The 14,410-nt window shown below is 29.2% G+C and carries 20 protein-coding genes and 1 pseudogene; 19 read left to right on the forward strand and 2 right to left on the reverse strand.

What is annotated here, in order from left to right; all coding sequences use genetic code 11:
* Positions 1-9: 9 nt before the first annotated feature.
* Together MBCUR_RS07290 and MBCUR_RS07295 are read right to left on the reverse strand one after the other, a co-directional pair.
* Positions 10-930, reverse strand: coding sequence for a biotin--[acetyl-CoA-carboxylase] ligase (locus tag MBCUR_RS07290; RefSeq protein WP_067092090.1), 921 nt, complete (start codon positions 928-930; stop codon positions 10-12).
* Positions 927-2,408: an acetyl-CoA carboxylase biotin carboxylase subunit gene (locus MBCUR_RS07295; protein ID WP_067092092.1), complete on the reverse strand. Its 1,482-nt coding sequence runs from the start codon at positions 2,406-2,408 to the stop codon at positions 927-929. The genes MBCUR_RS07290 and MBCUR_RS07295 overlap by 4 nt, the downstream gene beginning before the upstream one ends.
* 365 nt (positions 2,409-2,773) lie before the next feature.
* Between MBCUR_RS07295 and MBCUR_RS07300 the strand changes: the two genes are divergently transcribed.
* From MBCUR_RS07300 to MBCUR_RS07390, 19 genes and pseudogenes are all read left to right on the forward strand, one after another.
* Entirely contained in the window at positions 2,774-3,448 is a 675-nt protein-coding gene (locus tag MBCUR_RS07300) for an METTL5 family protein (protein ID WP_067092094.1), read from the forward strand.
* 256 nt (positions 3,449-3,704) lie between these two features.
* A complete protein-coding gene (locus tag MBCUR_RS07305; RefSeq protein WP_067092096.1) occupies positions 3,705-4,523 on the forward strand; it encodes a putative RNA uridine N3 methyltransferase in 819 nt (272 codons plus the stop codon).
* A gap of 673 nt (positions 4,524-5,196) precedes the next feature.
* Positions 5,197-6,207 (forward strand): 50S ribosomal protein L3, encoded by a 1,011-nt coding sequence (gene rpl3p, locus MBCUR_RS07310; RefSeq protein WP_067092098.1) that lies wholly within the window; start codon positions 5,197-5,199, stop codon positions 6,205-6,207.
* A 50-nt stretch (positions 6,208-6,257) separates the two neighbouring features.
* Positions 6,258-7,022 carry a 50S ribosomal protein L4 gene (rpl4p, locus tag MBCUR_RS07315; protein ID WP_067092099.1) on the forward strand — a complete coding sequence of 255 codons (765 nt, stop codon included), beginning with the start codon at positions 6,258-6,260 and terminating at the stop codon, positions 7,020-7,022.
* Positions 7,023-7,095: 73 nt separating this feature from the next.
* The gene (locus MBCUR_RS07320) at positions 7,096-7,356 is read left to right on the forward strand and encodes a 50S ribosomal protein L23 (RefSeq protein WP_067092179.1); all 261 of its coding nucleotides are present in this window, start codon (positions 7,096-7,098) and stop codon (positions 7,354-7,356) included.
* A gap of 11 nt (positions 7,357-7,367) precedes the next feature.
* Positions 7,368-8,093: a 50S ribosomal protein L2 gene (locus MBCUR_RS07325; RefSeq protein WP_067092101.1), complete on the forward strand. Its 726-nt coding sequence runs from the start codon at positions 7,368-7,370 to the stop codon at positions 8,091-8,093.
* A 17-nt stretch (positions 8,094-8,110) separates the two neighbouring features.
* Positions 8,111-8,521 (forward strand): 30S ribosomal protein S19, encoded by a 411-nt coding sequence (gene rpsS, locus MBCUR_RS07330; protein ID WP_067092181.1) that lies wholly within the window; start codon positions 8,111-8,113, stop codon positions 8,519-8,521.
* Positions 8,522-8,602: 81 nt separating this feature from the next.
* Positions 8,603-9,079 carry a 50S ribosomal protein L22 gene (gene rplV / locus MBCUR_RS07335; protein ID WP_067092103.1) on the forward strand — a complete coding sequence of 159 codons (477 nt, stop codon included), beginning with the start codon at positions 8,603-8,605 and terminating at the stop codon, positions 9,077-9,079.
* A 2-nt stretch (positions 9,080-9,081) separates the two neighbouring features.
* Positions 9,082-9,694, forward strand: a pseudogene (locus MBCUR_RS11080) (30S ribosomal protein S3); the annotation flags it as partial.
* 521 nt (positions 9,695-10,215) lie between these two features.
* The gene (gene rpmC, locus MBCUR_RS07345; protein ID WP_067092107.1) at positions 10,216-10,422 is read left to right on the forward strand and encodes a 50S ribosomal protein L29; all 207 of its coding nucleotides are present in this window, start codon (positions 10,216-10,218) and stop codon (positions 10,420-10,422) included.
* Positions 10,423-10,767 carry a stress response translation initiation inhibitor YciH gene (yciH, locus tag MBCUR_RS07350; protein WP_067092109.1) on the forward strand — a complete coding sequence of 115 codons (345 nt, stop codon included), beginning with the start codon at positions 10,423-10,425 and terminating at the stop codon, positions 10,765-10,767. It abuts the gene before it with no gap.
* A 236-nt stretch (positions 10,768-11,003) separates the two neighbouring features.
* A complete protein-coding gene (locus MBCUR_RS07355; protein WP_067092111.1) occupies positions 11,004-11,300 on the forward strand; it encodes a ribonuclease P protein component 1 in 297 nt (98 codons plus the stop codon).
* Positions 11,301-11,309: 9 nt separating this feature from the next.
* Positions 11,310-11,633, forward strand: coding sequence for a 30S ribosomal protein S17 (locus tag MBCUR_RS07360; RefSeq protein ID WP_067092113.1), 324 nt, complete (start codon positions 11,310-11,312; stop codon positions 11,631-11,633).
* Positions 11,630-12,028: a 50S ribosomal protein L14 gene (locus MBCUR_RS07365; protein WP_067092114.1), complete on the forward strand. Its 399-nt coding sequence runs from the start codon at positions 11,630-11,632 to the stop codon at positions 12,026-12,028. The genes MBCUR_RS07360 and MBCUR_RS07365 overlap by 4 nt, the downstream gene beginning before the upstream one ends.
* A gap of 33 nt (positions 12,029-12,061) precedes the next feature.
* On the forward strand, positions 12,062-12,415 hold the full coding sequence (gene rplX / locus MBCUR_RS07370; RefSeq protein ID WP_067092116.1) for a 50S ribosomal protein L24: 354 nt from the start codon (positions 12,062-12,064) through the stop codon (positions 12,413-12,415).
* 1 nt (position 12,416) lies between these two features.
* Positions 12,417-13,145, forward strand: a complete 729-nt coding sequence (locus MBCUR_RS07375) for a 30S ribosomal protein S4e (protein ID WP_067092118.1) — start codon at positions 12,417-12,419, stop codon at positions 13,143-13,145.
* Positions 13,145-13,651 carry a 50S ribosomal protein L5 gene (locus tag MBCUR_RS07380; RefSeq protein ID WP_067092120.1) on the forward strand — a complete coding sequence of 169 codons (507 nt, stop codon included), beginning with the start codon at positions 13,145-13,147 and terminating at the stop codon, positions 13,649-13,651. Before MBCUR_RS07375 ends, MBCUR_RS07380 begins: the two co-directional genes overlap by 1 nt.
* A gap of 8 nt (positions 13,652-13,659) precedes the next feature.
* Positions 13,660-13,803 (forward strand): 30S ribosomal protein S14, encoded by a 144-nt coding sequence (locus tag MBCUR_RS07385; RefSeq protein ID WP_067092122.1) that lies wholly within the window; start codon positions 13,660-13,662, stop codon positions 13,801-13,803.
* Positions 13,804-14,013: 210 nt separating this feature from the next.
* Positions 14,014-14,406 carry a 30S ribosomal protein S8 gene (locus tag MBCUR_RS07390; RefSeq protein WP_067092124.1) on the forward strand — a complete coding sequence of 131 codons (393 nt, stop codon included), beginning with the start codon at positions 14,014-14,016 and terminating at the stop codon, positions 14,404-14,406.
* Positions 14,407-14,410 lie beyond the last annotated feature (4 nt).

The raw sequence follows: 14,410 nt of genomic DNA on the forward strand, positions 1-14,410 counted from the left end.
CAAAGTGATTTAAGGTTTGTCTCGGTTTATTACTTCTCCACTAAGTATTTTTTTTAATTCTCCATTGTTTAGCTCAATAATTAATGCTCCTTTTTTGTTTATTCCAATTGCATATCCTTTTAAAGTTTTTCCAAGAGGTTGGTGGACTTCAACATAATTGCCTATAGTGTGAGCAAGACTTCTCCATTCAAAAAGGAGATCCTTGAATTTTTTATTTTTTAAATCATTATATACTAATTCAAATTCATTTAAAAAGTTAGCAATTAACTTATTTTCATTAATTGCACTACCTAATTCCTCTTTTAATGATGTAATTTCGTATTTATTTAACTCTGGAAACTCATTAGGGTCTATGTTACTATCTATTCCAACACCAACTACAACATAATCCAATGTTGCAAATTTTGCATTTGCTTCTGTTAAAATCCCAGAAACCTTTTTACCAGCTATTAAAATATCATTAGGCCATTTTATTTGAGCATCAACACCATATTTTCTTAAAGTTCTTGCAACTGCTATACCTGTAGCTAATGTAATTAAAGGTGCTTTTGATGGGGAAAATTCAGGTCTTAAAACAATTGTTAGCCATGTTCCTCCTTTTGGAGATTTCCATTTTCTTCTTCTGCTTCCTTTTCCTTTGCTTTGTGTTTCAGAGATTATTACAGCACCTTCATCTGTACCATGTTCTGCAAAAAATTTTGCAACATTATTTGTAGATAAAACTTCTTTAAACAAATAAATTTCTTTACCAATGTAATAGGTTTTAAGATAATTATTTATTTCCTGCCTTTTTTTTGATTTTGAAGAACTGTAACCAATTTTTTTTAAAAGTTCTGCTAATTCATTTTCATCTGTAATTTGTGATGGAATTTTTTTTATATTGATGTTGTCTTCATTTTCTTCTAAAATCTTGATAATTTCATTTTTCATTTTTTCCCTCTTGGTTGTGTCATATAATATTCAACTGCTGCTGAAATGGCTGCAATTTTATGATTTGGCATAAATGTTGATTTTAAACGATTTAATCTTTCTGTGTCTTCGGCTATTACCTTGATCATTTCTTCTTCAATTCCTTTTCTATATTCATCAATAAAATGGGTATGTAAATGCCCATCAATGAAGTATTGATTTTTCATAATTGCTTTATGGAATGGAATAGTTGTCTTAACTCCTAATATAACATATTCACTTAATGCCCTTTTCATCCTATTTATTGCTTCATTTCTATTTCTTCCATTGGCAACTAATTTTGAAATCATAGAATCGTAAAATGGAGGAATAGTGTAGTTTGTATGTATTCCACTGTCTAATCTAACTCCTGGACCTCCAGGTGATCTATATCCTGTAATTTTTCCAGGTGTAGGTATAAAATCAGCTAATGGATCTTCAGCATTTATTCTACATTCAATTGCATGCCCTCTAACTACAACATCACTTTGTGAGTAATATAATTCTTCACAAGAGGCTATTTTTATTTGTTCTTTAATTAAATCTATATTGGTAATGATTTCAGTAATGGGATGTTCTACTTGTATTCTAGTGTTCATTTCAAGGAAATAATACTCATCATTTTCATATAAAAACTCAACAGTGCCTGCACTGTTGTACCCAATATATTCAGCAGCTTTTACTGCACTTCCACCCATTTTGTCTCGTAATTCTTCAGTCATAATAGGGGATGGTGCTTCTTCAATTAACTTTTGATGCCTTCTTTGGATTGAGCATTCTCTGTCTGCAACATGAATTGTGTTTCCATATTTATCTGCTAATATCTGGAATTCAATATGTCGTGGTTTTTCAAGATATTTTTCAATAAAAACTGTTGCATCTCCGAAATTTTTTAAAGCAAGTTCTTGAGTAGATTCCATTGCTCTAACCATTTCATTTTCTTCGTATACTGCTCTCATTCCTATGCCTCCACCACCAGCAGAAGCTTTGATAATTACAGGATATCCAATTGCAGCAGCTATTTCTTTAGCTTCATTTACATCACTAATACCCTTTTCTGTTCCTTCAATAACAGGGACATTTGCTTTTTTCATTAATTTTTTTGCAGTTATTTTATCTCCCATGGATTCAATAATCTCTGGTGAAGGACCTATAATTGATATTCCGTTTTTTTGAGCTTCAATAGCTAACTGGGGATTTTCAGCTAAAAATCCATAACCTGGATGAATGGCTTCTGCTCCAGATTCGTTTGCAACAGCTATTATCTTTTCAATGTTTAAATAGCTATCTTTTGGATCAGCTTTTCCAATTAAATATTTTTCGTCAGCATAATTAGTGTAAAGGGATTTTTCATCTGCCTCTGAATAAACTGCAACGCTTCCAACATTTAATTCCCTACAAGCCCTCATTATACGAATAGCTATTTCCCCTCTATTTGCAATAAGAATTTTATTAAACATATTTTCCTCTTATATTGTGAAATGATTTTGATAATTTTTATTTTATTTTTAAGCTATTTTTATTTTATTTTTAAGCTATTTTTTACCTTTTTTTTATACTTATTTATAAAATAATTTAATATATTTATTTAGTAAATTTAATAATTTAGTAAATTTAATATATTATATATATAATATCTTTTATTAATAATATATTAGTTTATAAATTAAATATTTTTTTATAATTTAGTTTTATAATTAACTTTATAACTAATTTTATAATATTTTTTAAATTATTTTAGTTTTTTTAAATATAATTTTTTATCTTTAAATATAATTTTTTAGATATTAATTTATTTAGGACTTAATTTTATATTTTGGATAATATGATTATTAAAAAGAAGAAAAACTTAGAAATTTTCTTAGAAAAAGTTCCTAGCCATCCTAATCCTAAAGTTGAACTTGAACAATATTCTACCTCATCATTAATAGCTTCAGATCTAATGTGGAATGCATTCAATATTGGAGATATACATAATAAAAGAATATTAGATTTAGGATGTGGTACAGGCATTTTCTCAATAGCTTCTAATTTGTTAGATTCAAAATATTCTTTAGGTATAGATATTGATGATGAATCCATTAAATCAGCCATAGTTACATCTAAACAATTAAATTTAAAAAATATTAAATTTATATCTGAAGACATAAAACATATTTTAGAAATAATAGATAGTGAATTTGTTTTTAAGAAAAAATTCCCTTGTTTATTGAATATTAATACTGTTATTCAAAATCCTCCTTTTGGTTCTCAAAAAAAATCTAAAAAATCTGCAGATAGAGATTTTATAGAGTTTGCAATGAAAATATCTCCTGTTGTTTATTCTTTTCATATGAAAAGTACTGAAAAGTTTGTTATAGAATATTTTAGTGAATTTGGAGGTGAATTGACTCATAAATTTTCTTATAATTTTCCTATAGCAAACATATATAATTTCCACTCTAAAGAATCAAAAGATGTTAAAGTTACTGCTTTTAGGTTTGAAAAAATAAATAAATAATCTATAAATAATTTATAACTTAGGGATTAATACATAAAAAATATATTTTAATATTTGCTTACCCATTTTTAATATTCATCGATACATTTAAATATGATTTTTTTAAATATATATAAATTGTATAAATAAGTAGCTTAGTCTTTCAATAAAAGCTACCAGTATTATAGTTGATATGATACTGAGTTTGTGTTTCCCAGTGATAGCTATAAATATTTTATGGATATATTTATATGTTCATAAAAATATATATTGATTAATGCAAAAAAAACAGATATCTATTTTTTTACCAGATTCTTTTCTTAGTGAAACTAAAGATTTAAAGCTTAAATCTTCTAAAATTGGAATTATAGGAAGAGCAACAGCTATTTTTAGAGCGAATCGAGTAATAATTTACAAAGATATATCTTCAGACAAAGATTTTGAAAAAGATGGTAAGTTAATTGCCAACATCCTTCAATTTATGGATACTCCTCAATATCTTAGAAAAAAAGTTTTTCCTTTACAGGCTGATTTAAAGCATGCTGGAATTTTGCCTCCACTTAGAACTCCTAATCATCCAACTATGGATGAAGAATCAGTGACTTATAGGCAAGGTTTGACTCTTAAAAGAAATAAAAAAGGAACGTTTGTAGATATTGGTTTAGATCAACTGGCTTTTTGCAAAGAGCAACTCACGGTAAATAAAGTTTTTAGCTTTAAAATTATTAAGTTTGCTAAAGAGATAATTGTCACACCTGAAGTACCAGATGGCATATATTGGGGATATGATGCATCTTATTCTCAAAAAACTCTTAAAAATAGCTTGAAATTAATAAAACCCGATTTAGTGATTGAAACTACTAAATTTGGTGATGAAATAAATACTATTTTTAATGATTTAGAATCTAAGATTCAAAATTCAAATAATATTGCTGTTTGTTTTGGAGGTCCTTATTCTGGCATAAGCGAGAATATTGATAGTTCTTTATGGGAATATATTAAGATTAATATGATTCCAGATCAAGGAACAGAAACTGTAAGGGCTGAAGAAGCAGTTATTTCTACAATGGCTATATTAAATGTCTTGAATTTCTAAAATTCAATATTGCCTTTTTTTAAATTGTGACCAGGTCATACTAATTAGTTTAAATTTTATCTAGTTAGTGTTACTGTTGTAATTAGTTTAAATGCTATTAATTTAATCTTAATTAATTTAATCAATTAACATTAATTAGCTTTGCATATCTATTGGCATTGCTCAATAGATTGTTTTAAATGACTTATCTTTTTTTAGTTAATTTTAATAAGTTAATTTATTTAGCTGTTTTTAAGTTGTTCATTGGTTGTTCATTATTCTTTATCTTATATTATGTTTAAGGTATTATATTTTTAATTAAAAACTAAAAATATGATATCTTATAGATTATATTTTTATCTAATGAGGTTTAATATCTTTTATAATCTAATGATATGTTTAATATTATTTATACTCTCTTAATTTTAATTAAAGTGATTAATTAATCTTAAACTAAATCATAATGAATATTTGATGATGTAATAGAATATATAGCTTATAATGCTTATTCTATTAGTATTTTAACAATCAATGATTCACTTGGATTTATACAATTAAATTTATTCAATCAAATTTATTTAAAGAATTTTTTAAAAAATTATTCAAAATTATAAAATTTAGAATAAATCAATAAAATAATATCAATAGAATAAATCAATAAAATAATTCAATAGAATAATTAAGGAGGTAAATAATGGTTAGACATCATCAACCAAGGAAAGGGTCTGTTGCTTTTTCTCCAAGAAAAAGAGTAGCAAAAGAAACTCCAAGTATCCATGCATGGCCTAGTGAAGATGAGGGCAAACTTTTAGCTCTGGCAGGTTATAAAGTTGGAATGACTCATGTCATATTAGTTGACAATGATAAAAATTCTCCTACTTTTGGACTGGATGTATCTACAGCGGTGACTGTTTTAGAAGTTCCACCAGTTGTAGTTATGGGAATTAGGGCATATGAAAAAACTACTAAAGGATTAAAAGTTATTACAGAAGTCCTTGCTGACAATTTAGATAAAGAGCTTTCTAGGAAAATCACACTTCCTAAAAATTACAATCAAGAAGAAGCTATTAAAAAACTTCAAAACGCCTTAGATTATACTGAAGAAATAAGGGTATTCATTCATACAAATCCTAAAGCAACTTCTGTTCCTAAAAAGAAACCTGAAATTTTAGAAATAGGAATCGGTGGTAAAAACTCTGAAGAAAAATTAAATAATGCTTTAGAGCTTTTAGGTAATGAAGTTAAAGCTGAAGAAATTTTTCAAGAAGGCAAGCTTGTCGATGCAATTGCTACAACTAAAGGTAAAGGTTTCCAAGGTCCTGTTAAGCGTTGGGGTATTAGAATTCAGTATGGTAAAGCTGCAAGAAGTAGTAAAGGTAGACATGTTGGTTCTATTGGTCCATGGACTCCATCAAGAACTATGTGGACTGTTCCAATGGCAGGACAGATGGGATATCATAAAAGAACTGAGTTTAATAAAAAAATCTTAAAAATTGCTGATTCATCTCAAGTAGATGAAGTAAATCCTGATGGTGGATTTGTTAAATATGGATTTGTTAAAAATGATTTCATTTTAGTAAAAGGTTCCCTTCCAGGTCCAAATAAAAGATTAGTCGTTTTAAGAAAAGCTATTAGGGCTCATGGAAAGTCTGAAGAAGCACCGCAAATTAACTTCATAAGTACTAAGTCTAAACAAGGTGTATAGATAGAAATAAAAAATTAGTATATGTATTATATTATTATCGGTGTGATTATATGAAAGTTAATGTTTATTCAATTGAAGGGGAAGTTGTTGAAGAGATAGAACTTCCAAAAATATTTAATGAAGAGTTTAGACCCGATCTTATTAAAAGAGCAGTTATTTCTTCTCAGACAGCAAGAGTTCAACCTTGGGGTACTGATCCAATGGCAGGCAAAAGAACATCTGCAAAAAGTTGGGGTTCTGGTAGAGGAGCTGCTATGGTTCCTAGAATTAAAAATGGTTCTAAGGCAGCATTTATACCACAAGCTATTGGTGGAAGAAGAGCTCACCCACCTAGACCTGTTAAAACGTATAAAGAGAAAATTAACATTAAAGAAAGACGTTTTGCAATAAGGTCTGCTGTTGCTGCAACATCTAAATCAGAACTTGTTGCCAATAGAGGACATAAAGTTGAAAATGTTCCTCAGTTTCCTATAATTGTAGATGATGAATTTTCATCAATTAAGAAAACTAAAGAAACTCGTCAAATATTTGAGAAATTAGGTCTTATTGATGATCTTACTCGTGCTAAAAATAGTAAAAAAATTAAATCTGGAAAAGGAAAACTCAGAGGCAGAAAATACAGAACTGCAAAAGGACCACTAGTTGTTGTTGGTGAGGATAAAGGTATTAATTTAGCTGTTAGAAATTATCCTGGTGTAGATGTGGTTAATGTTGAAAATTTAAATGCCGAGTTATTGGCTCCTGGGACTCATCCTGGTAGATTAACTCTTTTTACTAAATCTGCTATAGAAAAATTAGGAGGTTTATTTCAATAAATTTCTTTAACCATTTATTTTAGATATATAAATGGTAATGAAAAGAATTATTGAAAATAAATTTGGTGATATTATGGATGCTTATTCAATTATTGTAAAACCTCATATTAGTGAAAAAACAATGAATCTTATTGAAGAAAAAAATGAACTTGCATTTGTTGTTTACAGAGAAAGTAATAAAAAGCAGATTAAAAATGCATTTGAACAATTATTTCAAGAATCTGTTAAAAATGTAAATACTCATATTACTTCAAAAGGCATTAAAATTGCTTTTATTAAGTTAGTAAATGAAAATAAGGCAGAAGATGTAGCTGTTCGTATGGGAGTATTTTAGGGGGACTGTTTATGGGAAAACGTTTAATACATCAGAGAAGAGGTCGTGGAACTCCAACCCATCGTAGTGCTTCTTTTAGATTTAAAGATAAAATTCAATACCGAGTCTATGATCAAATAGAAAAAGAATCAAGCTTAAAAGGACAAGTTGTAGAAATTATTCATGATCCTGGTAGAAATGCCCCAATAGCTCTTGTTAAATTTGAAAATGGTGAAAAAAGGAATATTTTAGCTCCTGAAACTATTCAAGTTGATGATACAATTGAGTGTGGTATTTCAGCTTCAATTAGTTTTGGAAATTCATTACCTTTAGCAGAAATTCCTGAAGGGACTCCGATATACAATATTGAAAACCGTCCTGGGGATGGTGGAAAATTAGTAAGGTCTTCTGGAACTTATGCTTCTTTAATTACACATGATGTAGATAAATCTGTTATTGAATTACCTTCAGGTGAGTTAAAATCTTTCCATCCTCAATGTAGAGCAACAATTGGTGTTGTCGCTGGTGGAGGAAGAAAAGAAAAACCATACCTCAAAGCAGGTAATAGATGGCATGCTTATAAAGCAAAAGGTAAAAAGTTCATGACAGTTCGTGGAGTTGCAATGAATGCTGTAGATCACCCTCACGGTGGTGGAAATAGACAACACCCTGGTAAGCCTACTACTGTTTCAAGACATGCTCCTCCAGGTAGAAAAGTTGGTTCAATTGCTGCAAAGAGAACTGGTAAAAGAAGGTAGTTAAGGAGGTGACTATTCTGGCAAGAAAAATTTTTAAATATCATAATTATACTATTGAAGAATTAAAAGAAATGTCTTTAGATGACATAATTAAATTACTCCCTTCAAGACAAAGAAGGTCATTGAAAAGAGGATTTTTACCAAGACAACAAGCTGTTCTTGATAAAATGAGAAAGTTGAAAGGTGAAGAAACAGAAGGTGGAAGACCTACTGTTGTTAGAACTCATTGTAGGGATATGATAGTCCTTCCTGAAATGGTGGGAACTACTTTTGGGATTTATAATGGAAAGGTCTTTGTTGAAGTAACATTTACTCCTGAAATGATTGGTTGTTATTTTGGTGAATTTGCACCTACTCGCCAAAAAGTTCAACACGGAGACCCAGGTATGGGAGCTACACGTTCCTCTATGTTTGTACCTCTTAAATAAGGAGATTTTTATAGATATTTTTGTAAATATTTTTGTAGAGATTTCTTAAGATACTTATAAGAGTTTTACGGAGTTTATAATATGGTAAAAGTTAATTATGCTTATAATAAAGAGGACAACAAAGAATTTGAAGAGAAAAAGACTGCTCGTGCAATGGGCAAGTCATTAAAAATTTCTCCAAAGCATTCTGTTGAAATTTGTAGGGAAATTAGAGGACTGGAAGTCGAAAAAGCTAAAAATTATTTAAATGATGTTATTAATATGAATAAAGCTGTTCCTTTTAAAAGACACAATAAAAAAGTTGGTCACAGGAAAGGACTTCAAGGATGGCCAAGTGGTCGCTATCCTGTTAAAGCTGCAACTCATATTTTACAAGTTTTAGAAAATGCTGAAGCTAATGCAGAGTACATTGGTTTAGATACTGAAAGCTTAAAAATTGAACATATCTCTAGTCACAGAGGTTTTATTTTTAGAGGATCAATTCCGAGAGCATTTGGAAGAGCAACTCCTTTTAACACTCCAACTACACATATTCAAATTGTTTTAGGGGAGGTCTAAATATGATAGAAAAAGATTTTGTTACAGAAGGACTTAAAAGAACTAAAATTGATGAATTCCTTGAATCTAAGCTAGAAAGAGCAGGATATGGAGGAATGGATGTTCAAAAAAATCCTCTTGGAACAATGGTAGTTGTTTATGCTGAACGACCAGGAATGGTTATTGGTAGAGGAGGAAAAACTGTCCGATCTATTACTGACACATTAAGAGAAGAATATTCCCTTGACAATCCTCAAGTAGAAGTTAAAGAAGTAAATATTCCAGAATTAAATCCTAAAATACAGGCTTCAAAAATAGCTTCAATGTTACAAAGAGGTATGCACTTTAGAAGAGTAGCTTATTCTACTATTAGAAGAATTATGGGTGCAGGAGCTCAAGGTGTTGAAGTGACAATTTCTGGTAAAATTAGAGGTTCAAGATCTGCAACAGCCAAATTTGTTGAAGGATACATAAAAAAATGTGGTGAACCATCAATTAGATTAGTTAAACAAGGTTTTTCTACTGTTCAGTTAAAACCTGGAGTTTTAGGTATTTTTGTAAGAATTATGCCTCCTGATGCTGATTTACCAGATAAAGTTGATATTCTTCCTCCAAAAATTGAAGAATCAATAGAAGAATCAATAGAAAAACCAGTAGAAGAATCAAATAATGACACTAATGCAAAAGATCATTCTGTTGTTGAAGATATTGAAGAGTTAGAAAAATTAGAATCAACTGATGAAAATGTAGATGCTCAAGACATTGAAGATATTGAGGATATTGAAGAAATCGATGATGTTGATGAGTCTGTTGAACTTGAAGATATCGAAGACCTTGAAGAGGTTGAAGATAGTCAAGGGCTTGAAGATGTAGAAACCTCTGAAAGTAATAAATCTGATGAGTCAGTTGAGCCTGTTACTGAGGAATTAGAAGATATAAAAGACATCGATGACCTTGAGAAGGTTGATGAAGAAGAAGGTGATGAATCAAATTAAATATTCTAAGTATTTTAAGATTTTTAATATGATATATAAATAATTTTTATGGATTTATAATTTTTATACATTTATAATTTTTATACACTTATATTTTTCATATTTTTAAATCTTATTTTTGCTTTATTTATTTTAGATTCAATAATTATCAAGGTTGATAAAATGGCAATTTTAAGAAGCAAAGAAATTTGGGAAATGGAAATTGAGGACATTCAAGAGAAATTAGATGAGCTCAAAAGTGAATTAGCAAAAAACATTTCTAAAAGTGCTGCTGCTGGTATTAATGAGAATCCGGGCAAAATTAGAGAGTTAAAAAGAACTATAGCTCGTGTTATTACTATTATTAGTCAAAAACAGAAGGAGAAATAAATGAAAATTTGTGATGTTTGTGGTCTTCCAGAAGAACTTTGTGTTTGTGAGGAAATTGCAAAAGAAGTTCAAACTGTTAAAGTTTTTACAGTAAGAAGGCGATTTGGAAAACTTATGACAATTGTTGAAGGTATCGACGAACATGATGTTGATATTAAAGATTTAACTAAAGAGCTAAAAAATAGATGTGCTTGTGGGGGAACTGCCAAAAAAGGTCAAATTGAACTCCAAGGAGATCATAAGAAAAAAGTTAAAGATGTTCTTGCAGATTTAGGTTTTTCTTCTGATACAATTGAAATTAGAGAACCCAATAAAAAATTCAATAAGAGAAAATCTAGAAAGTAAGTTTTCTAATGATTTATTGTTATAACTAAAGTTTTTTCCAGTTAAAGAATTTTTAAAATTATATTTTAAAAGACTTTAAGAATTATTTTTTAATAATTTTATTTTTAAAATTGTTTTTTAATAGTTTCATTTTTAAAATTATTTCTTAATATTTTCATTTTACAAAATTATTTTTGATTTTTATTTAAATTTTTATTTTATATTATTAAACTATGTATCAATATGATAGATGTAATATGATAGATGCAAATAATATTTTTCGTCATGAGTTAATAGGGTTGAATATGGAGATAGTAAATTCTTCTAATGATTCTCTTATTGGTTTGTACGGAAAAATAGTTGATGAAAGTAAAAAGACATTATCTTTAGAAGTTTCAAGCGATTTAACTAAAAATAAAAAAATAAAAATCATTCCTAAGGATGTAGTTATAATGAATATATTTCTTCCAAATGGAGAAATTGTTGAAATTAATGGGAAAATTTTAGTCTCACGTCCTGAAGATAGAATCAAAAAAAAATTTAAAAAAATTTAAGGTGATAATATGGTCGGTCTTGATGTTCCAGAACCAGAAAAAGAATGTAATGATCCTAACTGTCCTTTTCATGGAAGTTTACCTGTTCGTGGACAAATCCTTGAGGGAATTGTTGCAACCAACAAAGCAGAAAGGACAATTACAGTAGAAAGAAGTTTTTATAAGTTTATAAAAAAATACGAGCGTTACGAAAAAAGAAAATCTAAAGTCAGTGTTCATAAACCTGATTGTTTAGATGTAAATGTTGGAGATGCTGTAAAAATCGCTGAATGTAGACCTTTAAGTAAAACCAAACATTTTGTGCTTGTAGAAGTTAAAGGTGTTTCACAATGAAAGCATTAACGTCAAATATTTCTAAGTCCCTTCCTATTGGTGCAAACCTTCAATGTGTAGACAATACTGGGGCTCGTCAAATTGAAATTATCTCAGTTAAAGGTTATAAAGGTGTCCGTCGTCGACTTGATGTGGCTGGTGTTGGCGATTTAATCGTTGCATCTGTTAAAAAAGGCACAGCTGATATGAGAAGAGAAGTTGTTAATGCAGTTGTTGTAAGGCAAAAAAAAGAATATCGTCGTGCTGATGGTCTTCGTGTTAAATTTGAGGACAATGCTGCAGTAATTATAACTCCTGAAGGTGTTTTAAAAGGTTCTGAAATTAGAGGGCCTGTTGCTAAAGAAGCAGCTGATAGATGGCCAAGTGTTGGAAGTGCTGCAAGCATTTTAATATAATATTTATTTAAAAATTAGTTTTATGGTGATTATATGTCAAAACAACCAAGAAAACAAAGAAAAGTTCTTTACAATGCACCACTTCATGCTCGTCGTAAATATATGAATGTTAATTTAAGTCATGATTTAAGAGAAGATTTTGGTAAAAGATCTTTAGCTGTAAAAGTTGGGGACACTGTCAAAGTTGTTCGTGGTGAATTTAAAGACACTGAAGGTAAAGTTGAAAAAGTTGATGTTAAAAAGTTTCAAGTTCTCATTGAAGGGGTCAATGTAAATAAAACTGATGGTACTAATGTTGTTTTCCCTATACATCCATCAAATCTTGTTATTGTTGATGCTGATATGAAAGATGATAGAAGAAATAAAATTTTAGAGAGGGGAGAATAAAATGGCAAATATGGGATCTAGAAAGCATTTAAAAAGATTTAAAGCTCCTAAAAATTGGTCTATTCATCCAAAAGAAAATAAATGGACTGTTAAACCTTCTGCTGGACCTCATGCTATTGAGGATTCTTTATCATTGTTAATAGTAGTTAGAGATATTCTATCTTTAGCAGACACTGCTCGTGAAGCAAAAAGAATAATTAACACTGGTAAGATTTTAATCGATGGTAGAATTAGTAAAGATTACAAGTTTCCTGTTGGTTTCATGGATATTATTGAAATTCCAGATACAAATGAGACTTATAGGGTTTTACCTGATGCTAAAGGCAGATTAACTTTACATGTTATTCCTAAAGAAAATGCAGAATTTAAATTATGTAAAGTATCAAATAAAACCACAATTGAGGAAGGTAAAAACCAGTTAAATCTTCATGATGGTAGAAATTTATTAACTGAAGAAGATATTTCTGTTGGGGATGTTATTAATTTAAAAGTACCTGAACAAGAGATTACTGAATCTTTCTCTTTTGAAGAAGGAGCAACTGTATTGGTAACTGCAGGTAAGCATACTGGTGAAATAGGTAAAATTAATGAAATTGTAGTTAATAAATCTTCTAATCCAAATACTATTGTTGTTGAAAATAGTAAAAAAGATACTTTTGTCACTTTAAGAGACTATGCATTTGTAATTGGTAAAGATAAAGCGATTATATCCCTTCCTGGAGGTAAATAATGAATCCAATGGAAGAAGTACATATTGCTAAAGCCACTTTAAATATTGGTGTTGGTGAAGGTGGAGAAAGACTTTCTCGTGCAATTAATCTTTTAACTGAGTTAACCAGTCAAGAACCTGTTAAAACTTATTCTAAAGTTACAAACCCTGAATTTGGTATTAGAAAACATCAACCAATAGCTTGCAAAGTCACATTACGCGGTGAAAAAGCAAATAATGCAATTAAATTAGTCTTAGATGGCATAGGTAATATTTTGAGAGAATCTCAATTTGATGAATTTGGCAATGTTTCTTTTGGAATTGGTGAGCACATTGATATGCCAGGAATTAGATATGATCCAGACATTGGTATTTTTGGTATTAATGTTAATGTAACCTTTGAAAAACCAGGTTACAGAATCAAAAAAAGAAGAATTCAAAAAAAGAAAATCCCTCAAAAGCATTTAGTTAGTAAAGAAGATACAATTCAATATATGAAGGATAATTTCCAAATTAAAATTGAATAGGTGATATTTTGCCAAGAAAATATGGAAAAGCTGCAAGAAAATGTGAAAGATGTGGAGATCATTCTGCCATGATTAGAAGATATGGTCTTAATTTATGTAGACAGTGTTTTAGGGAAGTTGCCCCAAAAATTGGATTTAAAAAATATAATTAATTAATTTTTAATACTATTAAATATTAAACAGTTTTTAAATTAATCAAATTTAATATTAATCAGGTTTACATTAATCATGTTTAATATTAATCAGGTTTAATATTAATCAGTTTAGTTTAAACAATTATTAACTAAGTTTTATATTACCAATTTTTTTAATTTTAATGAATTTAATTGAAATTTTATGTATTTATTTATAGAGGTGTATTTATGACTCTTATGGACCCTCTTGCAGATGCTTTAACTAATATCCGTAACAATGAATTACAGGTAAATAATAAATGTTCTATTTCACCTGCTTCAAGGTTAATTGGTCATGTTTTAAGTACAATGCAAAAAGAGAATTATATTGGAGAATTTGAATTTGTTGATGACGGGAGAGCTGGAAAATTCATAGTTGAATTAGAAGGTAATATTAATCAATGTGGTGTTATTAAACCTCGTCATTCAGTAAAAAAAGATGAATTTGAGAAGTTTGAACAAAGATATTTGCCTGCAAAGAATTTTGGTATTTTAATTGTCACTACTCCTGAGGGAATAATGACTCATTTAGAAGCAAAAGAAAAAGAAATTGGCGGACGTTTGTTGGCTTATATGTATTAGGTGT

The sequence above is a fragment of the Methanobrevibacter curvatus genome (assembly GCF_001639295.1).
In the GTDB taxonomy this organism is placed as follows: domain Archaea; phylum Methanobacteriota; class Methanobacteria; order Methanobacteriales; family Methanobacteriaceae; genus Methanoflexus; species Methanoflexus curvatus.